Below are 23,766 nucleotides of genomic sequence, written 5' to 3'. Positions count from 1 at the left end.
GTGACGCTTGCCGCACAGCATACGCCATTGTGAGTGCGCGTCGTTTTGATGCACTGCAAACCCTGTCGTGCGGCGTCGTTTCATGGCAAGATGCCGGTCCCGCAAGGCTGGGCGCAGATTACGCCCGGTATACGCGAAAACACTAGGTATTGTGGTGGCGGCATAATTCAACACAATATATGGTGGCGATGCACTGGAACGAGTGACCGTATTGTGCTAAATTGGAGTCATTCGATCGACGTCGGGAGGTCATGATGTTGCAAGACAAAGATTGCAGCAACCGAATCGACGCCGTGGTTCAAATCAGCGCGAAAGCGACTCTGCGTTACCCCCAATATCAAGCGTTACCTTCAGCGGATTTTTCGCCGTCATCGGCAAGTTGACGGCTGCACTATCGGCATTTTTTTCGTCGGCCTTCGTACGCGAACGGCTGAACTGTCACTTCGGCGTTGTGCGCCTTACGGCGTGCATCGCATCAACCTGAACGGACCGAGACCCTATGCTTAACTGGGAAGAAGACACCACCACCAAGCCTGCCGCTCCTGTTGCACCGGCCGCACCGGCTGCGAACATTCTGGGCACGCAAGACGACACGCCGCACACCATCGCCTCGCAGTCGACGCGCCGCGTGAGCGCCTCGGACAAGCGCGTGATCAACGGCACGACGGACGTGAACCAGTTGGTGCCGTTCAAGTACAAGTGGGCGTGGGAAAAGTATCTGGCCGGTTGCGCGAACCATTGGATGCCGCAGGAAATCAACATGTCGCGCGACATCGCGCTGTGGAAGGACCCGAACGGTCTGACCGAAGACGAGCGCCGCATCATCAAGCGCAACCTCGGCTTCTTCGTGACGGCCGACTCGCTGGCGGCGAACAACATCGTGCTGGGCACCTACCGCCACATCACCGCGCCGGAGTGCCGTCAGTTCCTGCTGCGTCAGGCGTTTGAAGAAGCGATTCACACGCACGCCTATCAGTACATCGTCGAGAGCCTGGGGCTGGACGAAGCCGAGATCTTCAACGCGTATCACGAAGTGGCGTCGATCCGCGACAAGGACGAATTCCTGCTGCCGTTCATCGAGGTGGTGGCCGATCCGTCGTTCAAGACGGGCACGCAGGAAGCCGACCAGAAGCTGCTGCGCTCGCTGATCGTGTTCGCCTGCATCATGGAAGGCCTGTTCTTCTACGTCGGCTTCACGCAGATTCTGGCGCTGGGTCGTCAGAACAAGATGACCGGTGCTGCGGAGCAGTATCAATACATCCTGCGCGACGAGTCGATGCACTGCAACTTCGGCATCGACCTGATCAACCAGGTGAAGCTGGAAAACCCGAACCTGTGGACGCCGGAGTTCCGCGAAGAGATTCGTGAGCTGTTCCAGAAGGCCGTCGAGCTTGAGTATCGCTACGCCGAAGATACGATGCCGCGCGGCGTGCTCGGTCTGAACGCGGGCATGTTCAAGAGCTACCTGCGCTTCATCGCGAATCGTCGTTGCGCACAAATCGGTCTCGAAGCGCTCTACCCGAACGAAGAGAATCCGTTCCCGTGGATGAGCGAGATGATCGACCTGAAGAAGGAGCGCAACTTCTTCGAAACGCGAGTGATCGAGTACCAGACCGGTGGTGCGCTGAGCTGGGACTAAGCATTGAGTGAAAAATGGATGCTCCGCGCAACGCGAGCATCCATGCGGGTTTCGGGAGGGTGATGTGAGCGTGCGATGCACGCGTGACTGGCGCGAAGAGAAGACGAAGAAGCGGCGCAGATCACACTCATCATCCTCACTCGCACGTTGAAGTTGTCGCTTCGCAAACGCATCGCACGCATCGACATGCGAGTGCGCTGTGCATCAAATACAACAGATTGACTTCTTCGTTACGATTGATGTGCGCTTTTTTACGCACAAAGTATTAACATCGCACCACAAAAGAATTATTATTCGCTCAAATAAATTGCAGTCTCGATGAACACACGAAAGCACTCACTGCTTTCCTCCCGCGACAGAGAGCTGGTAGTTACGGAGCGTAAAAACCTTGGTGCATAGCAAGCAGTATCGCTTATCCGCTATCGCAATCTCCTCCATCCCGATGACGGGACAGGCAAGCTACCCCCCGAAGAATCTGGCGAACTCCCTTTTTCAAGACAATCGAATTGCTGGCGGCAATGTCGCCGGCAATTTTTTTGCGCGCGTGACCACACACGGTCAGCGTCATGCGCGCAGCGCCGAATTCATTAGCGTAAGCCGTCGAAGTCCGATGCGTACGCCGATGAATAGCCCGCTCGCCGGCGGTTCCCGCACGGTGGTCGGGTTTCCTTCTCAGGTAGTTTCGTTTGAGTGATCTCTCACGTTAAGGAGTTTGTGATGGCTACGACCAAGAAAGCTGTTGCCAAGAAGCCGGCGGCCAAGAAGGCTGCTGTCGCCAAGAAGCCGGTTGCCAAGAAGGCCGCTGCTGCCAAGAAGCCTGTCGCCAAGAAGGCTGTCGCTGCCAAGAAGCCGGTAGCGAAGAAGGCGGTTGCCGCGAAGAAGCCGGCAGCGAAGAAGGTTGCTGCCAAGAAGCCGGCAGCCAAGAAAGTCGCAGTGAAGAAGGTTGCCGCCAAGAAGCCGGTCGCCAAGAAGGCAGCGGTCAAGAAGGTTGCCGCCAAGAAGCCGGTCGCCAAGAAGGCAGCGGTCAAGAAGGTTGCCGCTAAGAAGCCGGCCGCCAAGAAGGCCGCCGTCAAGAAGCCGGCAGCGAAGAAGGCTGCTGCCAAGAAGCCTGCTGCGAAGAAGGCCGCTGCTGCCAAGAAGCCTGCCGCGAAGAAGGCTGCTGCTGCGAAGAAGCCGGCTGCAAAGAAGGCTGCTGCTAAGCCCGCTAAGCCTGCCGCTGCGAAGAAGCCTGCTGCTCCCAAGAAGCCGGCTGTGAAGAAGGCGGCTGCCAAGCCTGCCGCTGCGCCCGCAGCTGCACCGGCTGCTGCACCCGCAGCACCGAAGACGGCGCTGAACCCGGCAGCGGCATGGCCGTTCCCGACCGGCAGCCGTCCGTAATCCGAGTGCCGATGCAGGAGCCAAGGCACTTCGGTGTCTTTTGATCGAGTAGGCCTACTCGATCCGAAACCCGCTGTGATGAGCGATCGTCACGGCGGGTTTTTTCATGGCGCAAAGAAAAACGGGCGACCGTGAAGTCGCCCGTCTGCGTGATGCTTGCGTTTGAAGCGGTGTCGTGGGAGCGGCGTCGCCGTGTTACAGCGTTACGACGTTCCTACGTTACGACTTCCTGGCCGGCATGTCCTGACGCAGTCCGAGTGTGGACTCAGTGCGTCACACGCGTCACGCCGCCGCTCGAGAGCAGACGCACGCGCTGTCCCGGCTGAAACGCCTCGTCGGCATCCTGAGTGATCGCACGCAACTCGCCATTGTCGAGGCGCACGGTGATCTCGAGGCCGGCCTTCTTGCTCATCCGGTTCTCGATGGCCTGGCCGGCCACGGCACCCAGCAGACCGCCGACGATACCCGTCGCGATCGAGCCGCGACCGCCGCCGATCGCGCTGCCGCCGATCGCACCCAGTGCGCCGCCCCCTGCGATGCCCAGAATGCCCGGGTCGCCATTGCTGCTATCGATCGTGACCGGACGCACCGATTCGACCGTGCCCATACGCACAACCTGCTCGCGTTGTGCCTGGCGGCTGTTATAGACGCTTGCCGAGTTGCTCGGACCGAACGCCGTGCAGGCGGACAGGGAGAGCGACGCCGCAGCGGTGAGAATAATGAGCGGTGTGGTAAGTCGTGCCATCGTTGTGCCTTTCCTTAAATCATTCGAAGCGGTGGCCGAACGCTTCTTCGTATTGCGCTTCAATCTCCGAGCGCGTCGGTGCATATGTCTGCGGACCCTGCTCGGCAATCTTGAGCGAACCCATCAGGCTGGCCAGGCGGCCGGTGGTCGGCCAATCGAGGCCCTTTTCGATGCCATAAAGCAAACCGCCACGGAATGCGTCGCCGCAACCGGTGGGGTCGACGACACGCTTGGCGGTCACGGCAGGAATGTCGTGTTGCTTGCCGCCGGCGAAGATCTGGGCCCCGTGTTCTCCGCGCGTGACGACAAGTGCCTCGACACGCGACTGGAGGTCTGCCATCGACAATCCGGTCTTCGTGCTAAGGAGCTTGGCTTCGTAGTCGTTGACCGCAAGATACGTTGCAAGTTCCACCATGCGACGCAGTGCCTCGGGCGAGAGCAAGGGCAGGCCCTGGCCCGGATCCAGCACGAACGGCACCCCTGCGGCGGCGAACCCTTCGGCGTGCGTGAGCATGGCGTCGGGGGCGTCCGGTGCGACGATGCCGAGCGTGGCGCCCTTGGCGTCGCTTACGCGGTTACGCGACGAGAACATCATCGCGCCCGGATGGAAGGCAGTGATCTGGTTGTTGTCCAGATCGGTGGTGATCATCGCGTTGGCCGTCATGGTGTCCGTGACCGTGCGCACGAATTCCGTCGTCATGCCGAGCGTCTGGAAGCGCTCGAGGTATGCCGCACCGTCTTCGCCGACCGTTGCCATGACGACCGGCGAGCCACCTAGCAGGTGCAGGCTGTAACCGATGTTGCCGGCGCAGCCGCCGAAGTTGCGGCGCATCGTCGGCACGAGGAAACTGACGTTCAGGATGTGCACCTGATCAGGCAGGATGTGCTCGCCGAAGCGACCTTCGAACGTCATGATGTTGTCGTAGGCCAGCGAGCCGCAGATCACGGTAGTCACGGGAATGTCCTTGCGAAAAATAAGCGGGGGAAAGCCAACGGAGAACGGCAGACGGTGAGAGGCTGTCGTGATGTCGTGGCCGTCGGACAAAAAACAGGCCGGTGCATCCACTGCATCGGCGCGGGAGTGACGAATCGCATCCGTCGTACGAATCGAACGCATCGCACGAATCGTACAGCTATCGCCATCGCTGCGACCCGACGCGCGCCCTTGAGGCAAACGCTTCGGATCGCAGCGATGCACTACATCATCACGAGATCACGACAGTGCGGCGAGCGCGGCGTCGTAATTCGGTTCGTTCTTGATTTCCGGCACCAGCTCGGCGTGCACGACGCGGTTGTCGGCGTCGAGCACCACGACGGCGCGCGCCGTGACACCGGCGAGCGGACCGGTCTTGATTTCCACGCCGTAGTCGTTGAGGAACTCGCGACCGCGCATGGTCGAGAGCGTGACGACGTTGTTCAGGCCTTCGGTGGCGCAGAAGCGGCTCATCGCGAAGGGCAGGTCGGCCGAGATGACGAGCACAACGGTGTTGTCGAGCTTGCCGGCGGCTTCGTTGAACTTGCGGGTCGACGTGGCGCAGGTCGGCGTGTCGAGGCTCGGCACGATGTTGAGGACCTTGCGCTTGCCAGCGAAGTCGTCGAGCGTGACGTCTGCGAGCTTGGCGTTGACCAGCTTCAGTGCCGGTGCGGTCTGGCCCTTCTGCGGGAACTGGCCGCCGACTTCGATGGGGTTGCCCCCGAGCGTGACTTGGGACATCTATATCTCCTAGGTTGAGTGCAACAGCGCTATCAGGGATAGAACGCGAGCACCCGGTAATTACTGGCTAGCGCTGCCTGCGCCGACAATCGTAACCGAATCGTGCGTTCATTGCGTGGCGCCAACCCGGTTTCGCGCATTGCGGTTTCGGTGACGTATTCGTTCGCTGAAAAAACGCGACGCACCACGGGTTTGCCGTCCAGATCCGAGAGCGTGAGTTCCAGCGACGGCCAGGCCACCGCGTGACCCGCCTGATTGCGCATAAAGACGGTGAGCGTCATCGGGACGGTGCCGGCCGGGGTGGCCGAGGCGTCGCTGGCCGGGGATTCAGCCGCCGTATCGGTGCTTTGTGCTGCGGGGGCCCCGGCGGCGGCGTCGGTGACGAGCGTCACGCTCGAAATCTGGATCTGGTCAGGCTGGCGCGGCAAGCCGATCGGCACATGTAACGGACGTCCGATGGCGGCGAATACGCCGTGCAACGCGGGCATGCGGTCGACAAGCGCAGCGCGCTCGATCCATGCCCACTGCGCGAGCAAACCGATGACGGCGAGCGCCATGCATACGCGCCAGAGCGCACGTGCAACGCCGGGGCGTTTGTGCTGTTCGAGGCCGGACGGCGAGGGCGTTTCCCTGCGCGCGGGCGACGCCGTCGGCGCGGTGAGCACGGTCGGGTCCTCGTCGTCGATATAGCGGCCGGGGCCGTGCTGCATCCGTGCGCGGCTTTCGTCCGGCGATCCGAGCAGGGCGGCGATGGCCGTAGGTCCGAGCATCTCGGGGACCGGTTTGTCGCGGCCGGTGCCTGCGGTACCGACACCGCGCGGTGCGGGAGCGGGTGCGGTGACGGCGTCGGGCAAGGCGGCGAGCCTTGTCGGTGCGACGGACATGCCGGCGCTCGCGCGCACTTCGGGCCTCGCCGTGAGATCGGCTGCGGTAGCGATATCAGGGGAAGCGGGAGGTGAGACGGGGAAGGCCGACGAAGAGGAGGCCGACGAAGATGCGGGCGCCGGTGAAGTGGGTGGAGCGGGTGGAGCCGCTGAAGCGCCGGCATCGAGCGGGCCGGCGGCACGCCCGGCGCTCGCAGCGGCGTCGCTTTCGTCGGCGGGCGGATCGCACAGATAGGCGCGGCCGTCGAACACTTCCCGGCAATGACCGCAACGCACGAGGCCGTCGCGCAGCTTGAGCTGGTCCGCGACGACGCGAAAGACCGTATGGCAGTGGGGGCAGCGGGTGGCGAGAACGCGCGAGGACTGGGTCATGTGGCTTGGAAGACTCGGGGGACTCGGCGCCTCATGTGACTCTCGGGAGTGGCGATCGGCGCAAATTAACCGGTAGCCTGCCCGTGAAGGCAGACCCAGCCGTCGTGAGCGCGCCAGACCGACATCTTCATGTAGGGCGCGTAAGCCGCGATCACCTCGTCGGCCTGCCGTTCCAGCACGCCGGACAGCGCGAGCCGGCCGCCCGGCGCCACGCGCGACGTCAACATCGACGCGAGCAGCTTGAGCGGATTGGACAGAATGTTGGCGACCACGATGTTGAACTGACCGTCACGCAGATCGTCGGGCAAACCGTACTCGACCGGTGCGTGATTGCGTTCGCTGTTGTAACGGGCGGATTCGACGGCCTGCGGGTCGATATCGATACCGATAACGGGATCGGCGCCGCATTTGCGCGCAAGAATCGCCAGAATGCCGGAGCCGCAGCCGTAATCGAGCAGCGATTGTCCCCGCTGCACGTGCTGTTCGAGCCACTCCATGCAAAGCCGCGTGGTCGGATGGCTGCCGGTGCCGAAGGCCAGACCCGGATCGAGTTCGAGGATGAGGGCGTCGGTGTCCGGGGCATCGTGCCACGACGGCACGACCCAGATCCGCTGGCCGATCTGCATCGGCTCGAACTGGGACTGCGTCAGGCGTACCCAGTCCTGTTCTTCCACGTCGCGCAACGTGAAAGCCGGCGACTCGGCCAGTCCCAGCGCATTGACCGCCGCCGCGAGCAGCACGGCGGCGTCCTGATCTTCCCCCACCAGCGCCACCACGCGCGAGCGTTGCCACGCGGTGTCCGGCGGGGTCAGGCCCGGTTCGCCGAACATCGGTTGCTCGTCGGGCGTGTCGGCGTCCGCGTCCTCGACAGAGACCGACAGCACGCCCAGATCGAGCAGGGCGTCCGACAGGGCCTCGGCCTGGGCACGGGCAACTTCTACGACGAGTTCGCGATACATAGCGCGTGGATTCCTACGGGGTAACTAACTTAATTGCCGCCGACGGCAGACTTCTGCGCCAGCTTGTGTTCCAGATAGTGGATGCTCGTGCCGCCTTCGACAAACTTGGCGTCGAGCATCAACTCGCGGTGAAGCGGAATGTTCGTCTGGATGCCCTCGACCACGATTTCCGACAGGGCCACGCGCATGCGGCGAATCGCCTGTTCACGCGTTGCCCCGTAAGCGATCAGCTTGCCGATCATCGAGTCGTAGTTGGGCGGCACGAAGTAGCCGTTGTAGGCATGCGTGTCGACGCGAATGCCAGGGCCACCCGGCATATGCCAGGCGGTAATGCGCCCCGGCGACGGCGTGAACTTGAACGGATCTTCGGCGTTGATGCGGCACTCGATGGCGTGCCCCTGGAACTGGATGTCGCGCTGACGGTAGGCGAGCTTCTCGCCCGCTGCGATGCGGATCTGTTCCTGCACGATATCGACGCCCGTGATCATTTCCGTCACCGGGTGCTCGACCTGCACGCGCGTGTTCATTTCGATGAAATAGAACTCGCCGTTCTCATACAGGAATTCGAACGTACCGGCGCCGAGGTAGCCCATCTTCTTGCAGGCGTCGGCGCAACGATCGCCAATACGCTCGATCAGACGGCGCGGGATCAGCGGTGCGGTCGCCTCTTCGATCACCTTCTGGTGACGACGCTGCATCGAGCAGTCGCGCTCACCCAGCCAGATCGCTTGCTTGTGCTTGTCTGCGAGCACCTGGATTTCGATATGGCGCGGGTTCTCGAGGAACTTCTCCATATAGACTTCCGGGTTGCCGAAGGCGCGGCCGGCTTCTTCGCGGGTCATGTTGACCGCATTCACGAGCGCCGCTTCCGTATGCACCACGCGCATGCCGCGACCACCACCGCCACCTGCGGCCTTGATGATCACCGGATAGCCGACCTGGCGTGCAATTCGCACGATCTCCTTCGGATCTTCGGGCAACGCGCCTTCCGAACCCGGCACGCACGGCACGCCGGTCTTGATCATGGTCTGCTTGGCCGACACCTTGTCGCCCATCAGACGAATGGTTTCGGGACGCGGACCGATGAACGTGAAGCCCGATTGCTCGACGCGCTCGGCGAAGTCGGCGTTCTCGGAGAGGAAGCCGTAGCCGGGGTGAATGGCCTGAGCGTCGGTGACTTCCGCCGCGCTGATGAGCGCCGGCATGTTCAGATAGGACAGCGGCGACGGGGCCGGCCCGATACAAACCGCTTCGTCGGCGAGCTTGACGTACTTCGCTTCCTTGTCGGCTTCGGAATAGACGACGACAGTCTTGATGCCCATCTCGCGGCACGCGCGCTGGATGCGCAGAGCGATTTCGCCGCGGTTGGCGATGAGAATTTTTTCAAACATTATGTGCAGTCCTGCCCGTAAGGGGAGAGGAGCGGGGCCGGACGCCCGATGCCGCAGCGGCACAGGCCGCGCGTGCGAGGCGTCCGACAACCGGCATTAGCCGATCACGAACAGCGGTTGACCGTATTCCACGGCCTGACCGTTCTCGACGAGGATTTCCTTGATCACGCCGGCCTTATCCGACTCGATCTCGTTGAGTAGCTTCATCGCTTCGATGATGCACAGCGTCTGGCCTTCCTTGACCGAGTCGCCCACTTGCGCGAACGGGTCGGCGCCCGGCGACGGCGCACGGTAGAACGTGCCGACCATCGGCGACGTCACGATATGACCTTGCGGCGCGGCCGGGGCGGCCGGTGCAGCCGCAGCGGCCGTGGCGGCGGGAGCTTGCGCAGCGACTTGCGGCATGGCGGCCGGCATGGCCATCTGCACCGGGGCCGCGATCACTTGCGGCGGCGCCTTGACGATGCGGACCTTGCCTTCGCCTTCGGTGACTTCGAGTTCGGAAATACCCGATTCGGCCACGAGGTCGATCAACGTCTTGAGTTTGCGCAAATCCATGAAGGAAGCTCCTTGATTCTGTATCGACGCGGGCGCAAGGTCCCGCGAGAGGAAATGGGGTGTGGAAGAGGACTACCCGCCGGCGAGTCGCCGCAGGGCAAAATCGAGCGCATAGGTATACCCACGCCAGCCCAGGCCGCAGATCACACCTTGCGCGATATCGGAAAAGTACGAGTGATGCCGGAAGGCCTCGCGCGCATGGACGTTCGAGAGGTGAACCTCGACGAACGGGATGCCTACCCCGCCCAACGCGTCGCGAAGGGCCACGCTGGTGTGGGTGTAAGCCGCAGGGTTGATGACGATGAAGTCGATCGACTCATCGCGCGCCGCCTGAATCCGGTCAACCAGCGCACCTTCGTGATTGCTTTGAAAGGTCGTCACCTCGGCACCCGCCGTCTGCGCTTGCGCCAACAGGGCGGCGTCGATATCGGCCAACGTCGTGCGACCGTACACCTCCGGCTCGCGAGTACCGAGCAGGTTCAGGTTGGGGCCGTGGAGCACGAGAATGCGGTGAGGCATTGGCGAATCAAATTTCACGAAATTGGGCGCAATTAAACGCCAGTTGGTAGATTTTGTCCAGTGGGGCGAAAATGTGGCCCGACCGGTCACGTCCGGCGGGGCTTCGCGGGAAGCCCTGTTTCCCGCGTGGGGTCAGATCAACGGCTCAAGGGCGGTGCGTACCTCGTCCGAAGTAATTCGGCCCAGTTTTTCATAGTGCATGCGGCCTTGCGCGTCGATGACGACGGTGAATGGCAGGGCGCCGGCCTTGTTGCCCAATGCCCGGGCCAGCTCGGTGCCTGCATAACCTGCCACGAGCAATGGGTAATCGACTTTCACCTTTTGCTCGAATGCGATCATGTTCTGAGCGGTATCGATGCCGATGCCGACGAATTGAACGTTTTTCCCGCCAAATTCAGTGGAAAGCGCGTGCAAATCCGGCATTTCCTCGACGCACGGTCCGCACCACGGCGCCCAGAAGTTGACGACCAGCGTCTTGCCTTTCCATTGCGAGATCGCCTGGTCGTTGCCCTTCAGGTCGGGCAGGCGCGTGGCGAGCAATTGGGCCACGGCGGCGTCGGACGCGTCCGGCGCAGGCGGGTTCCGGTGGCCGAGCCAGAAGCCGGCCGCTAATCCCGCAAGCGCCAGAATCACCAGAATAACAATGCGTTTTGCCATGATGGACGAGGGACGGAAGTTCCGAGGTAGACGGTAAACGAAAAGACGAGCGGTAATTGCGAAGAATTAGTGGCGATTTTGCTGCGATCCGGTTGTGATCATGCTGTGATCTGCCCCCAGGGTCAGCCGCTGTGGGCCGCTTCGGCTTCGCCGATCAGCACGCGCAGACCCTCGGCATCGGTCCGCACCGGGCGGCCATGACCGTCGGTCGCCTTGAGCGCACCCCGCATATCGTCCATGGAATACAGCGACAGATGCACGCCGGCCGGTTCCCCCTGCTGACGGCGCTCGCGCCAGAGGAAACTGAGCGTCTCGACCATGCCCCGGCCATTGAAATGGCGGCTCTCCGAGACTTCGTAGTCGATGCCTCTATTGAGCAGATCGATGGCGACATCCTTGGGGTTATCGCAAAATGCCTGCAAATAGATGTCGGATAGAGCCGTAGCAGTACCGTGATAGACGGCGCCCGTGAGGTAAGGCCGGTAGCGGGCGAGTTCGGTCATGACCGCGAGGGCTACCTGCCGCAGATGCGCCAGTTCCGCAGGCTGTGTGTCAGATAGGAACGTTTGCACGTATTCCCGGACTTCGGCCTCGATCTGGTCGTTATCCGGCAGCAATTCGCTGGCAATTCGCGTCTCCCCCGTGACTTGTCTGGCCGCCTTGCGTTTCGCGCTCGCATAGTCGGCGCCCTCCTCGGCGATGAGGCGGGCGGCCGCGAGAGCGATTGCTTCGCGCAGGCGTTGGGCGTCGGTCCAGGATTTGCGTTTCATGCGGACGATGATACCCGAAAGGCATTGCCGTTCGCGCCGCAGGTACAATGGAGGCCTTGGCTTTTTGCAGTCCCTAGGCACTCCATTTCCCGCACGGGTTTGGCCCCTCCTCACCACGCTCCCCATCCATGCATATTCATATTCTTGGCATCTGCGGCACGTTCATGGGCGGTCTGGCAGTTCTCGCACGTCAGGCCGGTCACACCGTTACGGGTTGCGACGCCAACGTCTATCCGCCGATGAGCACGCAGCTCGAGGCGCAGGGCATTCGCCTGATCGAGGGTTTCGACGCCGATCAGGTTTCGCTGGAACCCGATCTGTTCGTGATCGGTAACGTCGTGTCGCGCGGCAACCCGCTGATGGAAGAAATCCTGAATCGGAATCTGCCGTATACCTCGGGGCCTCAATGGCTTGGCGAGCACGTGCTGTCCAAAAAATGGGTGTTGGCGGTGGCCGGCACGCATGGCAAAACCACCACGACGTCGATGCTCGCGTGGATTCTCGAAGACGCCGGGTACAACCCCGGTTTCCTCGTCGGCGGCGTGCCCATGAACTTCGGCATCTCGGCGCGGCTGACCGACAGCGATTTCTTCGTCATCGAGGCCGATGAGTACGACACCGCCTTTTTCGACAAGCGCTCCAAGTTCGTTCATTACCATCCGCGCACGGCCATTCTGAATAATCTGGAGTTCGATCACGCCGACATCTTCCCGGATCTGACGGCGATCGAGACGCAATTCCATCATCTCGTGCGCACGGTGCCGGGGCAGGGCCGCCTCATCGTGAACGGCCGGGAGCCGGCGCTCGACCGTGTGCTGGCGCGTGGCTGCTGGAGCGAAGTCGAGCGTTTCGGCGTGGCGTATGGCTGGCACGTATCGCAAGCGAATGAAACGCTCGCGCCGGGACAGGAAGCGTTCTGGGTGCATCAGGCGGCGAAGGCGGCCGGCGAAGTGAAGTGGTCGCTCCAGGGCGAGCACAACCGGATGAACGCGTTGGCTGCGCTGGCCGCCGCGCGCCATGTGGGCGTGCCGACGGAACAGGGGGCCGCGGCCCTGGGTAAATTCCAGAACGTCAAACGCCGCATGGAAGTGCGAGGGGAAGCCGCGGGCGTGACCGTCTACGACGACTTCGCGCATCACCCGACTGCCATTCAGACGACGCTCGCCGGCCTGCGCCGCCGCGCTGGCAACGCTCGCATTCTTGCCGTGCTGGAGCCGCGTTCGAACACGATGAAGCTGGGCGTGATGAAGGCGCAGTTGCCTGCGAGCCTGGCCGACGCCGATCTGGTGTTCGGCTACGGTGCGCCGTCCGGCAAGGACGCCCTCGGGTGGAATCTTGCGGAAGCGCTCGCTGCGCTGGGCGCGCGGGCGCAGGCATTCAGCGATATCGACGGTCTGGTGCGCGCCGTCACCGCCGCCGCTCAGCCGGGCGACCAGATCGTGGTGATGAGCAACGGCGGCTTCGGCGGCATTCATCAGAAGTTGCTGGATGCGCTGGCGGCGCGGGGCTGACGGGTGCGCAGCGCCTGTCCCGACGCATCGCCAACATTGAATCGATTCTATCGGGAGCTTCCATGATTCTTTATTTGCACGGCTTCCGTTCCTCGCCGCGTTCCTTCAAGGCGCAATTACTGGCAGCCCGAATGCACCGGCTCGGACTCGGCCATGACTGGGCGTGCCCGCAACTGCCGCCATCGCCGCTGGCGGCCGTCGTCGACGCTCAGCGTCTGCTCACCGGGGTGACGCCCGACGCGTTGACGATCGTGGGCAGCTCGCTGGGCGGTTACTACGCCACGTACCTTGCGCAGAAGCTGGGGTGCCGAGCCGTGCTGCTCAATCCGGCGACGCGTCCGTACGACGATCTCGGCAAATGGCTCGGCGAGCAGCCGATGTGGCACGGCGGCGGCTCCATCGTCGTCGAGCCTCGCCACCTGGACGAACTGCACATGATCGATGTGGCGCAGATAACGCGTCCCGAGCGCTACTACCTTGTCGCGGCGACCGGTGATCAGACGCTGGACTACCGCGACATGCTGGCGAAGTACCCGGGGGCAAACCTCACGTTGATTGAGGGGAGCGACCACGGGATTTCCGATTTCCCCAACTATATGGACGACGTGTTGCGCTTTGCCGGCGTCGACATGCCCTCTGCGCCAGACGCAGCAAGCCCGTTCGCGGGCGAATAACGCGTTTGCCCGTTCTGCCCTAAACCGCCGTACATTGGCGGGCTACAATATCGCCTATTGCGATCGATGGCTGTTTCATGAACATTTTTTTTGAGGAATCCGGCGGCTTCAAAGCTGGCACGGTGTTGTCGCAGCAGGGCGAGTCATATCAGGTGGAACTGCCTGGCGGGCGTCGCAGCAAAATCAAGGGACGCGATGTCCTGTTGCGTTTCGAGTCGCCCACGCCCGCCGAGCTGATCGCGCAGGCGCAGGCCGCAGCCCAGGACATCGACATGAGTTTCCTGTGGGAATGCGCGCCGGCCGACGAGTTTCCGTTTCCCGTGCTTGCCGCCGAGTATTTCGGTGAGGGGGCGAGCGTGGCGCAGCAGGCCGGTCTGGCGCTGGCGTTGCAGGCCTCGCCGATCTACTTCCGCCGCAAGGGCCGCGGTCAGTACCAGCGCGCCGCGCAGGAGCAACTGGAAGCCGCGCTCGCCGGACTGGCGCGAAAGCAGCAGCAGGCGGAGTTGCAGGCGTCTTACGCCGATCAGATGATCGCGGGGTCGCTGCCCGACGCGTTCAAGGGCAAGGAATTGCAGTTGCTGTTCCGTCCCGACAAGAACGCCATCGAATGGAAGGCGCTCGACGCCGCCGCCATTGCACTGGGCAAGACCCACGCCGAGGTGATGCTCGCTTGCGGCGGTATTGCGTCGCCGCGCGCTTATCATGAGGCGGCCTTCCTGTACGAACACTTCCCGCGTGGCACCGGTTTCCCCGACCTCGGGCCCACGCCGTTGCCGGGCGACGACCTGCCGATCGCCGACGTTCAGGCGTTCTCCATCGACGACTCGACGACGACGGAAATCGACGATGCGCTGTCGGTGCAAATGCTGCCTGACGGTCTGCTGCGTGTGGGGATCCACATTGCGGCGCCGGCGCTGGGCATTACGCGCGGCGACCCCATCGACGAGATCGCGCGCGTGCGACTGTCGACGGTCTACTCGCCTGGCGAAAAGATCACGATGCTGCCCGATTCGGTGGTCGAGGCTTATACGCTCGCGGAAGGCGGGGCGCGTCCGGCCCTGTCGCTGTACGTTGTGGTCAAGGCCGATACGTACGAAATCGTGACGACCGAGACGCGTGCCGAACGGGTGCCGATCTCGGCGAACCTGCGTCACAACGAACTCGATTCGATCATCACCGCCGAAGCGCTGGCCGACGGCAGCGGCGAGTATCCGCACAAGGAAGCGCTGCGCCTGCTGTGGCCGTTCGCGCAGTCGCTGTACGACAAGCGTCAGGCGGCGCGCGTGGGCTACGGCCTGCGCCCGGAAGTGCAGAACAAGACGGACTTCAATTTTTATGTCGACGGCGAGCACATCACGATCAAGCAACGCCTGCGTGGCGCACCGCTCGATCTGATCGTCGCCGAAATGGCGATTCTGGCGAACAGCCGCTGGGGACGCCTGCTGGCCGAATGCGGCGTGCCGGGTATCTACCGGGCACAGCGCGCGTATGGCGTGAATCGCACGCGCATGCAGACGTCGCCCGCTCCGCACGAAGGGCTTGGCGTCGAGCAGTATGCGTGGAGTACGTCGCCGCTGCGTCGTTACGTCGATCTGGTCAATCAGTGGCAACTGATCGCGTGCGTGCGCCATGGCGTGACGGCGAAGCTGGCCGCCCCCTTCAAGCCGAAGGACGCCGACCTGTATGCCACCGTGTCGAGCTTCGAAGCGGCTTATGCGGCATACGGCGAGCATCAGAGCCGCATGGAGCGCTACTGGTGCCTGCGCTGGCTGATTCAGGAGAACACGTCGCAGGTGCAGGCGAGCGTGCTCAAGGGCGATACGGTTCGCCTGAACGATATTCCGCTCACGCTTATCGTCCCGGGACTCGGCCCGCACGCACGGGGCACGCAGATCATGCTCGACGTGCTGTCGTTCGACGTCGTCACACTCAGTATTTCGGTGCGTGTCGCCCAGGTGCTCGGCGCTGGCCAGTCGTCATTGGCGGATGAGGATGACGAGGGCGAAGGCGGGGCCGGTGAGGGTGGTGATGGTGGTGAGGGTGGTGACGGTGGTGAAGGCGCAGAGGCGGGCAACGGTGGCGCCGAGCGTGCCGACGGCTCGCATGGCGTTGACGGCACCGAAGGCGAGGCGAGCGCACAGCGCCGTTCCGACACCGACGCCGACATCGGCACGGACGTGAGCGGCAACGCGCCTCAGGCGTCCGCGACGACCGACGGCGCGAGTCTCACGTCGCCGCTCGCGGCTGCCCTGACGGCGGCGGGCACGCACGACGCGTCGGCCAGCCCGGCGTGCTGAAACCCGCACTTCCTTCGGGCAATCTGGTCGCGGCACGTCGCCGTGGCTGGTCGCTCATGCGCGAGCATCCGCTGGCCACCGGTCTCGTCGTCTCGGCGCTGGTGCATCTGCTCGCGCTGGCTGTGCATTTTGTGGCGCCGGAGCGTTTCCGCCTGCACAGTGCAGACACCCCGCTCGAAGTCGTGCTGGTCAACGCCAAGTCGGCCAATGCCCCGGACAAGGCGACCGCGCTTGCGCAGGCCAATCTCGTTGGCGGAGGCGAACATGACGGTGAGCGGGCCACGTCGCCGTTGCCGTCGCGCGCGGTCGAGCGCGATGGCGCGCCCGTCGCACAAATGCAACGCAACGTGAGCGATCTGGAGGCAATGCAGGAGAAATTGCTTTCGCAGCTTCGCAGCCAGTACGCGGCCACTCCGGAAGCGCAGCGCAACCGGACCGACTCGCCTCAGCGCGCGCAGGGACTCGACGACCAGACCGTCGACCAGCAGATCGCGCGCTTGCAGGCCGAGATCGACAAGCAGTTGCGTGCCTATCAGACGCGTCCCAAACGTGGGCAGGTCACGGCGAATACGCGGGAAGTGGCATACGCGCGTTACTTCGACGCGTTGCGCCACCGAATCGAGCGATACGGCACCGAACACTTTCCTCAGATCGGCAACGATCGTCTGTACGGCGAACTCATCGTTACGCTCAACGTCAACCAGCGCGGTGGCTTGGGGTATCACAAAGATGGCTGGAACGTCGTGGGCGTGGAGGTGACGCGCAGCTCCGGCAATCGCGATCTGGACCGCCGGGCGGTCGCCATCGTGCAGGCGAGCGCGCCCTTCGGCGACTTCTCGTCCGACATGAAGCAGCGATATGACATTCTCGAAATCGTCACGCGCATGACTTTCACCCGTCAGGGCGTACAGGCGCAAACACTCGCTGCGCCGGCGAGCGACGCTACGCCATGAGCGTCGTCGAACCTCGATCAGTCTCGTAAGGTCTTGAAAGGTTTCGAAGGGTGTCGTAAGGTCTCGCAAGGTGTGAGTCGGCACTATCGGTGGTCGACCACCCAGCGGAGCGGGCGATGGCGGCATGCTTGAGACCTGCCCGGTAAAACTTTCCAAAAATTTCTATAATTACGGCGTTTCCCGAACTGGAAAGTCCGCCATGAAATGGATCATTCTGGCGATCATTGCTGCTTGCGCTGTGTACGTGCATTTCCGCGGTAAGGTCCGCCACAAATTCTTCCGTCAGCTCTCCGACCATTCGACGTTTTTGTCGCCGTTGAACGTGTTCATGTACGCGTTTTCTCGCGTCCCCACGACGCCGTATCTGAAGCCCGACAACTTCCCCGAACTCGAACCGTTGCGCCAGAACTGGGAGGCGATTCGCGCCGAAGCCGTGTCGCTGCTCGAGGCGAGCCGCATCAAGGCGTCCGACACCTACAACGACGTCGGCTTCAATTCGTTCTTCAAAAGCGGGTGGAAGCGCTTCTACCTGAAGTGGTACGACGATGCGCATCCGTCCGCGAACGAACTCTGTCCGGTCACGACCCAGCTCGTGAGCAAGATCCCGACGATCAAGGCCGCCATGTTCGCCGAGTTGCCGCACGGCAGTCGGTTGGTGCGTCACCGCGATCCGTATGCGGGGTCGCTGCGCTATCACCTCGGGCTGGTGACACCGAACGACGATCGTTGCTATATCGATGTCGATGGTCAGCGCTATAGCTGGCGCGACGGCGAAGGCGTGGTCTTCGACGAGACCTACATCCATTACGCCGAGAATCAGAGCGGCCGGAACCGGATCATTTTGTTTTGCGACGTCGAACGCCCCATGAAGTACCGCTGGACACAGGCGATGAACCACTGGTTCGGGCGCCATCTGGTGGGGGCCGCCGCCTCACCCAACGACGCGGGCGATCGCACCGGCGGGCTAAACAAGGCTTTCAAGTATATTTACTCGATCCGCATCGTCGGCAAACGCCTCAAGGCGTGGAACCGTCACGTGTACTATGCGGTGAAATGGGCGTTGTTCGGGGGCATCCTGTTGTGGATCTTCTGGTGAGCGGCGCCCGCTGAATCACGGCCCGACGCCTTATTTGCTGCATGACATCACGGCGCCTGCGCGAAAGCCAGGCGCCGCGTCTTTGAAAACGATGACAAACCAAACGCCTGCCGGGGACTTGCCCGCCGATCGCTACGCCGTGATCGGCCATCCTGTCGAACATAGCCAATCGCCGTTCATTCACGCCGAGTTCGCGCGCGAGACGGGACAGCGCCTCACTTATGAGCGTCTGCTCGCCCCGCTCGACGCATTCGCCGCGACGGTGCGCACGTTCATCGATCACGGGGCGCGCGGCGCCAATGTCACCGTCCCTTTCAAGCTTGAGGCGCATGCGCTGGCCGATCGGCTGACCGAGCGTGCGCAGGCGGCCGGAGCGGTCAACACGCTGGTGTTCGACGCGCAAGGCATCACCGGCGACAACACCGACGGTGTCGGACTGGTGCGCGACATCGAAGGTCCGCTCGGTGTGTCGCTCGCGGGGCGCCGTGTATTGTTGCTCGGCGCCGGGGGCGCGTCGCGTGGTGCGATGCTGCCGCTCATCGAAGCGAAGCCGGCGGCGCTGTTCGTCGCGAATCGCACGGCAGCCCGTGCCGACGAACTCGTCGCGCGTTTCACCGAGGCCGCGAAGCGCCACGATGTGTCGCTCGCCGGCGGCGGCTGGGATGCCGTTCCCGCAGGTTTCGATGTCGTCGTCAATGCGACGGCAGGCAGCCTTCAGGGCGAGGTGCCGCCATTGCCCGCTGGCACATACGCCGAGGGTTCGCTGGCGTACGACATGATGTACGGCGCGCAGCCGACAGTCTTCATGGCGCATGCGTTGTCCGCCGGTGCCGCGAGTGCGTCGGACGGGCTGGGCATGCTTGTCGAGCAGGCGGCCGAAGCCTTCGCCGTGTGGCGCGGCGTGCGCCCGTCGACCGATGTCGTGCGCGCTGCGTTGCGCGCCCGGCTTGCGGCAAAAGGCTGATTCCCACCGATGACTGCGCAGCGACGCACTTCCCACACGTCTGCCACGTCTCGCAAGCGGGGCGCAGGCCGCAGGCGCGCCTGGGGCCCCTGGCAGTGGACGGGCTACGTCGTGACATTGCTGATCGTGGGTGTGCTGGCGACGCAGCTCTACTACTTCCTTCAGATCGGCTGGTGGGTGCGCTTCAATCCGCAATCGACGGCCTTTATGCGGGCGGCCGAAGCGCGTCTGCGCGAGACCGATCCCAGCGCGACGCTCAGGCACCAATGGGTACCGTACGACCAGATTTCACGCAATCTGAAGCGCGCGATCATCGCCAGCGAAGACGCGAATTTCGTCAATCACGACGGTTACGAGATCGACGCGATGCTCGGTGCGTGGGAGAAAAATCAGAAGAAGGGACGCATTGTCGCGGGCGGCTCAACCATCTCGCAACAACTCGCCAAGAATCTGTTTTTGTCGAGCGAGAAGAGTTATCTGCGCAAGGCCGAAGAATTCACCATCACCTGGATGCTCGAATTCTGGATGGACAAGCAGCGGATCTTCGAGATCTATCTCAACTCGGTGGAGTGGGGCGAGGGCGTGTTCGGCGCGGAAGCCGCCGCGCGCTATTACTACGGCATTCCCGCGTCGAAGCTTTCGCCGTGGCAGGCAGCGCGGCTGGCGGTGATGCTGCCGCGCCCGCGCTACTTCGATTCGCATCGCAATTCGCCGTACCTCTCGCAGCGCGCGGGGGTGATTGCGCGACGCATGGGCGCGGCGGAGTTGCCGCAGTGATCAGTGCCGCGGTTGCGCCGGGTCCGGGATGGCCTGCGAGGGAACTTGCATGACGGTTCGCGTCGGATAGGGCAGCGAGCAACCGACGCCCTCGACCGTCTCCTTCACGTTGCGTTGCAGATCCCAGTACAGCCCCCAGTAATTACCGAGCAGCGACCAGACGCGGACATTGACGATCACTGCGCTGTCGCTGACTTGCTTGACCATGATTTCCGGCGCGGGGCTGTCGAGCACCCGTTCGTCGTCGGTCACATGCTCGCGAAGGGCGTTCATCGCGGCGTCGAGATCGTCGTCGAGCGCAATGCCGACAGTGACTTCAATGCGACGCGTCGCGTTGCGGCTGAAATTCGTGATCGGTTGCCCCCAGATCTGGTTGTTCGGCACGCAGACATAGAGGCCGTCGGCGTTAGTGAGCGTCGTTGTGAAGAGTCCGATCTCTTCGACGGTGCCGGCCACGGCCGAGCCTGCCGTCACGTAGTCGCCATTGCGAAACGGACGCAGTACCAGCAGCATCGTGCCGGCGGCGATGTTTTGCAGCGTGCCTTGCAGCGCAAGGCCGATCGCCAGACCGGCCGCGCCGAGGACCGCGATGATGCTTGCCGTCTGCACGCCGAACTGTGCGAGCACGGCGATGATCGTGATGATGCGCACCGACCACAGCACGACCGACTCGATGAGCGGTTTGAGCGTAGCGTCGAAGTGGGGCGAGCGGTTGAGCGTCTTCTGGATGAAGCGCGACAATCGCTTCGCAATCCAGAAACCGACCAGCAGAATGAGCACGGCTTGCACGAACGACAGACTGTAGTGGACGGCGTTGGCTGCGAGAAAGCCCATGACGGCGTCGACGGATGTGAGCGGTGTGGTGAGTTCCGCCATATTTTCATTTCTCCCTGTCGCGTGACGTCCCGGCACAGCGGGCCTGGGGGAGCGTCGATGATTGCGTTGATGAACGCAGATGATGAACACGCATGATTCAGTGCGCTTCCCTGGGCGGGCATGACCCGTTGTGCACGAGCCGAGGCGCGTGACAAAGGTGCGCGACGAACACACAAACGACACAAACAAGCGCGTGACGGCGGCGCACGGGCACGCGCGAAGCGCGCCCGTCAGTGCGTCGATACCCAAATTGACGCAAAGTGCGTACATTGGTTCGTCAGCTTGCCACCGTTCCTGATCGAATTCGATGAATTCAAAGACTTTAGGAATATTCCTACGAACGATTCCGGCGCCGACCGACAGGGGCAGCCTGGCGCTTTCATTCCCGGCAGTCGTGCGCGATGGGCCGCCATTGGCGTGACTGTGGCGTGGCTGCTACACTTGGCGTCGCCTTGTAGCAGGGAGAACCTCGTTTGATCAATGCCTTCGTCATCCATCATGGCCGCCTGCAACAGGTGACTTGTGACCATCCCAGCGATCTGGCCAGCGTTTCGCCGGTCTGGGTCGATCTTCACAGCGAGTCCGAAGAGGAGCGCCGCTGGGTCGAAGAGGCCTACAAGGTCAAACTGCCGTCACGTGACGAAGTGACCGATATCGAGGCGTCGGCGCGTTATTACGAAGACGACGACGGGGTGCTCCACATCCGCACCGATTTTCTGCTCGACGACGAAGAGCAGTCGCGCAACGTGCCGGTGGCGTTCGTGGTGGTCAAGGACCTGCTGATCTCCGTGCACGACGAGGATCTGCCGGTGTTCCGTCTGGTGCGAATGCGCGCGCGGATTCGTCCCGGCTCGGTGCGCGATGCCATGGACGTGCTGCTCGACCTCTATTCCACCGATGCCGAATACTCGGCCGATTCGCTCGAGAGTGTGTATGCCGCGCTCGAAGAGGTCAGCAAAAGCGTGCTCGGCAAGAACCTGACCGATGCGGACGCCGCCAAGGCGCTCGAGAGCATTGCCGCGCAGGAAGACTTGAACGGGCGCATTCGCCGTAACGTCATGGATACGCGACGCGCGGTGTCGTTTCTGATGCGCGCCCGCATGCTCAAGGACGAGCAGTACCAGGAAGGCAAGCAGATCATGCGCGACATCGAGTCACTCGATAATCACACCGCGTATCTGTTCGACAAGATCAACTTCCTGATGGACGCCACCATCGGCTTCATCAACATCAACCAGAACAAGATCATCAAGATCTTCTCGGTCGCGGCCGTGGCGTTTCTTCCTCCAACGCTCATCGCCAGTATCTATGGCATGAACTTCCAGATGATGCCCGAGTTGGCGTGGGAGGCTGGCTATCCGTTCGCGATCGGTCTGATGATTTTCTCGGCGATTGCGCCGTTCCTTTACTTCCGTCATCGCGGCTGGCTCGATTGAGGGGAGGGCGGGGGCGCATGATGAGCGGCGCGGCTTCCGACGGGAAGCGGCTGTCATGGCAGCGTGCATGAAAGACAGTGCAGGCTGAGGCCGCCGAGCAGGTAAAATGACGGCCTTACTGGCTCCGACCAGTCTCGAAATCGCCTCCGCCGGATTACCGCCGTCGGAACCCGCCGGAACACCGTCATGACATTCACCCAAGTTCTCAACGCCGCCTGGACGCGCAATAACTCACTGCTGTGCGTGGGCCTCGATCCCGAGCCGTCGCGCATTCCTGCGCATTTGCAGGGCAAGCCCGGTGCGATTTTTGAGTTCTGCCGCCAGATCGTGGACGCGACCGCGCCCTACGCCAGCGCATTCAAGCCGCAGATCGCCTACTTCGCCGCGCATCGTGCGGAAGATCAGCTCGAACAACTGATCGCGCATATTCACGCGAATCATCCGGGTCTGCCGGTGATTCTCGACGCCAAACGCGGCGACATCGGCAGCACCGCCGAGCAGTACGCCCGCGAAGCCTTCGAGCGTTACCGTGCCGACGCCGTGACGGTGAACCCGTACATGGGCTTCGACTCGCTGGAGCCGTATCTGGCCCACGCGGACAAGGGCGTGATCGTGCTGTGCCGAACCTCGAATCCGGGGGGCAGCGACCTGCAATTTCTCGATGTCGACGGAAAGCCGCTGTATCAGACGGTGGCGCGACTCGCGTCGGGGCCATGGAATACGAGCGGTCAGATCGGCCTCGTGGTCGGCGCCACGTTCCCGGCGGAAATCGCGACCGTGCGCGGCATCGTGGGCGACATGCCTTTGCTGATTCCGGGAGTCGGTGCGCAGGGCGGCGATGTCGAGGCGACCGTGACGGCGGGTCGCACCGCTAACGGCACGGGCATGATGATCAACTCGTCGCGCGCCATCATCTACGCCGGCCGGGATGAGCACTTCGCGCAGGCCGCGGCGGCTGCGGCGCAAAAGACGCGCGATAGCATCAACGCCTACCGTTGATCGATGCGTCGGCCGGTGCATGTTGCGCCGGCCATCGCCACCGTATCGGGCTCGATTACGCTTCGGCCTTGTCGAGCAATTCGATAACGCCGCGTAAGGCGTATTGCGCCGCCTGGCTGCGGACCTGCGTGCGATCGCCCTTGAAGTGCTTCGTCTCGACGATGGTCGTCACGCGATTGCTCCATCCGAAGCAGACCATCCCCACCGGCTTGTCGGCGGTTCCGCCACCGGGTCCGGCCACGCCCGTGATCGACAGCGAAATCTGCGCGCGACTGTTGAGCAGAGCGCCCTCGGCCATAGCTCGCGCCACCGGCTCACTCACCGCGCCGTGTTTTTCGATCAGCTCGGGCGGCACGCCGATCATTTCTGATTTGGCTTGATTCGAGTACGTGACGAAGCCGCGCTCGAACCAGTTGCTGCTGCCGGAGATATCGGTGATCGCGGCGGCGACCAGTCCGCCGGTGCACGACTCGGCCGTGGTCAGCAGCAGGCGCTCGTCGCGCAAACGGTTGCCGACTTTTACCGACAATTGGGCCAGAAGATTTTGTTCGGAGACCACGGGACGACGCCTTCAAGAAGTCTATGCAACGATACGTGA

General features: G+C 62.9%; 24 protein-coding genes. 12 read left to right on the top strand and 12 right to left on the bottom strand.

Annotated features, from left to right (window positions below; genetic code table 11):
• The first annotated feature begins 499 nt into the window (after positions 1-499).
• The 3 genes from PAN31108_RS21670 to PAN31108_RS21660 all read left to right on the top strand — a co-directional run bounded on the left by PAN31108_RS21670 (position 500) and on the right by PAN31108_RS21660 (position 3,016).
• The gene (locus PAN31108_RS21670) at positions 500-1,639 is read left to right on the top strand and encodes a ribonucleotide-diphosphate reductase subunit beta (protein WP_150670840.1); all 1,140 of its coding nucleotides are present in this window, start codon (positions 500-502) and stop codon (positions 1,637-1,639) included.
• Positions 1,640-2,027: 388 nt separating this feature from the next.
• On the top strand, positions 2,028-2,333 hold the full coding sequence (locus PAN31108_RS21665; RefSeq protein WP_150670839.1) for a hypothetical protein: 306 nt from the start codon (positions 2,028-2,030) through the stop codon (positions 2,331-2,333).
• Positions 2,334-2,356: 23 nt separating this feature from the next.
• A complete protein-coding gene (locus PAN31108_RS21660; protein WP_150670838.1) occupies positions 2,357-3,016 on the top strand; it encodes a histone H1-like DNA-binding protein in 660 nt (219 codons plus the stop codon).
• 265 nt (positions 3,017-3,281) lie between these two features.
• On the opposite strand, the gene PAN31108_RS21655 is transcribed toward PAN31108_RS21660, so the two are convergent.
• From PAN31108_RS21655 to PAN31108_RS21610, 10 genes are all read right to left on the bottom strand, one after another.
• On the bottom strand, positions 3,282-3,761 hold the full coding sequence (locus PAN31108_RS21655; protein ID WP_150670837.1) for an outer membrane lipoprotein: 480 nt from the start codon (positions 3,759-3,761) through the stop codon (positions 3,282-3,284).
• A 19-nt stretch (positions 3,762-3,780) separates the two neighbouring features.
• A complete protein-coding gene (locus PAN31108_RS21650; protein WP_150670836.1) occupies positions 3,781-4,716 on the bottom strand; it encodes a carbohydrate kinase family protein in 936 nt (311 codons plus the stop codon).
• Between the two features lie 258 nt (positions 4,717-4,974).
• Positions 4,975-5,475 (bottom strand): thiol peroxidase, encoded by a 501-nt coding sequence (gene tpx / locus PAN31108_RS21645; protein WP_150670835.1) that lies wholly within the window; start codon positions 5,473-5,475, stop codon positions 4,975-4,977.
• Between the two features lie 32 nt (positions 5,476-5,507).
• A complete protein-coding gene (locus PAN31108_RS21640) occupies positions 5,508-6,731 on the bottom strand; it encodes a DUF3426 domain-containing protein (RefSeq protein ID WP_150670834.1) in 1,224 nt (407 codons plus the stop codon).
• A gap of 65 nt (positions 6,732-6,796) precedes the next feature.
• Complete coding sequence (gene prmA, locus PAN31108_RS21635; RefSeq protein ID WP_150670833.1) at positions 6,797-7,690, bottom strand: 50S ribosomal protein L11 methyltransferase; 894 nt, start codon at positions 7,688-7,690, stop codon at positions 6,797-6,799.
• Between the two features lie 29 nt (positions 7,691-7,719).
• Entirely contained in the window at positions 7,720-9,081 is a 1,362-nt protein-coding gene (accC, locus tag PAN31108_RS21630) for an acetyl-CoA carboxylase biotin carboxylase subunit (RefSeq protein WP_044457124.1), read from the bottom strand.
• Between the two features lie 96 nt (positions 9,082-9,177).
• The gene (accB, locus tag PAN31108_RS21625) at positions 9,178-9,639 is read right to left on the bottom strand and encodes an acetyl-CoA carboxylase biotin carboxyl carrier protein (protein WP_150670832.1); all 462 of its coding nucleotides are present in this window, start codon (positions 9,637-9,639) and stop codon (positions 9,178-9,180) included.
• 72 nt (positions 9,640-9,711) lie between these two features.
• Positions 9,712-10,158, bottom strand: coding sequence for a type II 3-dehydroquinate dehydratase (aroQ, locus tag PAN31108_RS21620; RefSeq protein WP_150670831.1), 447 nt, complete (start codon positions 10,156-10,158; stop codon positions 9,712-9,714).
• Between the two features lie 132 nt (positions 10,159-10,290).
• The gene (locus PAN31108_RS21615; protein ID WP_150670830.1) at positions 10,291-10,815 is read right to left on the bottom strand and encodes a TlpA family protein disulfide reductase; all 525 of its coding nucleotides are present in this window, start codon (positions 10,813-10,815) and stop codon (positions 10,291-10,293) included.
• Between the two features lie 122 nt (positions 10,816-10,937).
• On the bottom strand, positions 10,938-11,585 hold the full coding sequence (locus PAN31108_RS21610) for a UDP-N-acetylmuramate--alanine ligase (protein WP_150670829.1): 648 nt from the start codon (positions 11,583-11,585) through the stop codon (positions 10,938-10,940).
• A 128-nt stretch (positions 11,586-11,713) separates the two neighbouring features.
• On the opposite strand from PAN31108_RS21610, the gene mpl reads away from it, so the two are divergent.
• The 7 genes from mpl (at position 11,714) to mtgA (ending at position 19,857) form a co-directional block, all read left to right on the top strand.
• Positions 11,714-13,096, top strand: a complete 1,383-nt coding sequence (gene mpl, locus PAN31108_RS21605) for a UDP-N-acetylmuramate:L-alanyl-gamma-D-glutamyl-meso-diaminopimelate ligase (protein ID WP_150670828.1) — start codon at positions 11,714-11,716, stop codon at positions 13,094-13,096.
• A 62-nt stretch (positions 13,097-13,158) separates the two neighbouring features.
• Complete coding sequence (locus tag PAN31108_RS21600; RefSeq protein WP_150670827.1) at positions 13,159-13,770, top strand: YqiA/YcfP family alpha/beta fold hydrolase; 612 nt, start codon at positions 13,159-13,161, stop codon at positions 13,768-13,770.
• 77 nt (positions 13,771-13,847) lie between these two features.
• Positions 13,848-16,067 carry a ribonuclease catalytic domain-containing protein gene (locus tag PAN31108_RS21595; protein ID WP_150670826.1) on the top strand — a complete coding sequence of 740 codons (2,220 nt, stop codon included), beginning with the start codon at positions 13,848-13,850 and terminating at the stop codon, positions 16,065-16,067.
• Complete coding sequence (locus PAN31108_RS21590) at positions 16,061-17,020, top strand: energy transducer TonB (RefSeq protein ID WP_246184081.1); 960 nt, start codon at positions 16,061-16,063, stop codon at positions 17,018-17,020. The genes PAN31108_RS21595 and PAN31108_RS21590 overlap by 7 nt, the downstream gene beginning before the upstream one ends.
• A 199-nt stretch (positions 17,021-17,219) precedes the next feature.
• Entirely contained in the window at positions 17,220-18,116 is an 897-nt protein-coding gene (gene lpxO / locus PAN31108_RS21585; protein ID WP_150670825.1) for a lipid A hydroxylase LpxO, read from the top strand.
• Positions 18,117-18,207: 91 nt separating this feature from the next.
• Positions 18,208-19,080 carry a shikimate dehydrogenase gene (aroE, locus tag PAN31108_RS21580; RefSeq protein ID WP_150670824.1) on the top strand — a complete coding sequence of 291 codons (873 nt, stop codon included), beginning with the start codon at positions 18,208-18,210 and terminating at the stop codon, positions 19,078-19,080.
• Positions 19,081-19,089: 9 nt separating this feature from the next.
• Entirely contained in the window at positions 19,090-19,857 is a 768-nt protein-coding gene (mtgA, locus tag PAN31108_RS21575) for a monofunctional biosynthetic peptidoglycan transglycosylase (RefSeq protein WP_150670823.1), read from the top strand.
• Here mtgA and PAN31108_RS21570 read toward each other — a convergent pair whose 3' ends face one another.
• Positions 19,858-20,733 carry a mechanosensitive ion channel family protein gene (locus tag PAN31108_RS21570; RefSeq protein ID WP_150670822.1) on the bottom strand — a complete coding sequence of 292 codons (876 nt, stop codon included), beginning with the start codon at positions 20,731-20,733 and terminating at the stop codon, positions 19,858-19,860.
• A 473-nt stretch (positions 20,734-21,206) separates the two neighbouring features.
• Between PAN31108_RS21570 and corA the strand changes: the two genes are divergently transcribed.
• Together corA and pyrF are read left to right on the top strand one after the other, a co-directional pair.
• A complete protein-coding gene (corA, locus tag PAN31108_RS21565) occupies positions 21,207-22,169 on the top strand; it encodes a magnesium/cobalt transporter CorA (RefSeq protein ID WP_150670821.1) in 963 nt (320 codons plus the stop codon).
• A gap of 186 nt (positions 22,170-22,355) precedes the next feature.
• A complete protein-coding gene (gene pyrF, locus PAN31108_RS21560) occupies positions 22,356-23,168 on the top strand; it encodes an orotidine-5'-phosphate decarboxylase (protein ID WP_150670820.1) in 813 nt (270 codons plus the stop codon).
• Between the two features lie 55 nt (positions 23,169-23,223).
• Here pyrF and PAN31108_RS21555 read toward each other — a convergent pair whose 3' ends face one another.
• Positions 23,224-23,727, bottom strand: a complete 504-nt coding sequence (locus PAN31108_RS21555; RefSeq protein WP_150670819.1) for a CinA family protein — start codon at positions 23,725-23,727, stop codon at positions 23,224-23,226.
• Positions 23,728-23,766 lie beyond the last annotated feature (39 nt).

Origin of the sequence: Pandoraea anhela (assembly GCF_902459655.1) — a bacterium.
In the GTDB taxonomy this organism is placed as follows: Bacteria; Pseudomonadota; Gammaproteobacteria; order Burkholderiales; family Burkholderiaceae; genus Pandoraea; species Pandoraea anhela.
Note: the sequence above shows the minus strand (reverse complement) of the source record. Positions and strands in the feature narration are given on the sequence as shown.

What these genes read in the sequence shown, in the direction of transcription:
- PAN31108_RS21600 (WP_150670827.1), top strand. Translation starts at nt 13,159, where the DNA reads ATGATTCTTTATTTGCACGGCTTCCGTTCCTCGCCGCGTTCCTTCAAG.
- aroE (WP_150670824.1), top strand. Translation starts at nt 18,208, where the DNA reads ATGACAAACCAAACGCCTGCCGGGGACTTGCCCGCCGATCGCTACGCC.
- prmA (WP_150670833.1), bottom strand. Translation starts at nt 7,690, where the DNA reads ATGTATCGCGAACTCGTCGTAGAAGTTGCCCGTGCCCAGGCCGAGGCC.
- mtgA (WP_150670823.1), top strand. Translation starts at nt 19,090, where the DNA reads ATGACTGCGCAGCGACGCACTTCCCACACGTCTGCCACGTCTCGCAAG.
- PAN31108_RS21595 (WP_150670826.1), top strand. Translation starts at nt 13,848, where the DNA reads ATGAACATTTTTTTTGAGGAATCCGGCGGCTTCAAAGCTGGCACGGTG.
- aroQ (WP_150670831.1), bottom strand. Translation starts at nt 10,158, where the DNA reads ATGCCTCACCGCATTCTCGTGCTCCACGGCCCCAACCTGAACCTGCTC.
- PAN31108_RS21570 (WP_150670822.1), bottom strand. Translation starts at nt 20,733, where the DNA reads ATGGCGGAACTCACCACACCGCTCACATCCGTCGACGCCGTCATGGGC.
- PAN31108_RS21640 (WP_150670834.1), bottom strand. Translation starts at nt 6,731, where the DNA reads ATGACCCAGTCCTCGCGCGTTCTCGCCACCCGCTGCCCCCACTGCCAT.
- accB (WP_150670832.1), bottom strand. Translation starts at nt 9,639, where the DNA reads ATGGATTTGCGCAAACTCAAGACGTTGATCGACCTCGTGGCCGAATCG.
- accC (WP_044457124.1), bottom strand. Translation starts at nt 9,081, where the DNA reads ATGTTTGAAAAAATTCTCATCGCCAACCGCGGCGAAATCGCTCTGCGC.
- PAN31108_RS21670 (WP_150670840.1), top strand. Translation starts at nt 500, where the DNA reads ATGCTTAACTGGGAAGAAGACACCACCACCAAGCCTGCCGCTCCTGTT.
- PAN31108_RS21610 (WP_150670829.1), bottom strand. Translation starts at nt 11,585, where the DNA reads ATGAAACGCAAATCCTGGACCGACGCCCAACGCCTGCGCGAAGCAATC.
- lpxO (WP_150670825.1), top strand. Translation starts at nt 17,220, where the DNA reads ATGAAATGGATCATTCTGGCGATCATTGCTGCTTGCGCTGTGTACGTG.
- PAN31108_RS21660 (WP_150670838.1), top strand. Translation starts at nt 2,357, where the DNA reads ATGGCTACGACCAAGAAAGCTGTTGCCAAGAAGCCGGCGGCCAAGAAG.
- pyrF (WP_150670820.1), top strand. Translation starts at nt 22,356, where the DNA reads ATGACATTCACCCAAGTTCTCAACGCCGCCTGGACGCGCAATAACTCA.
- PAN31108_RS21615 (WP_150670830.1), bottom strand. Translation starts at nt 10,815, where the DNA reads ATGGCAAAACGCATTGTTATTCTGGTGATTCTGGCGCTTGCGGGATTA.
- tpx (WP_150670835.1), bottom strand. Translation starts at nt 5,475, where the DNA reads ATGTCCCAAGTCACGCTCGGGGGCAACCCCATCGAAGTCGGCGGCCAG.
- mpl (WP_150670828.1), top strand. Translation starts at nt 11,714, where the DNA reads ATGCATATTCATATTCTTGGCATCTGCGGCACGTTCATGGGCGGTCTG.
- PAN31108_RS21655 (WP_150670837.1), bottom strand. Translation starts at nt 3,761, where the DNA reads ATGGCACGACTTACCACACCGCTCATTATTCTCACCGCTGCGGCGTCG.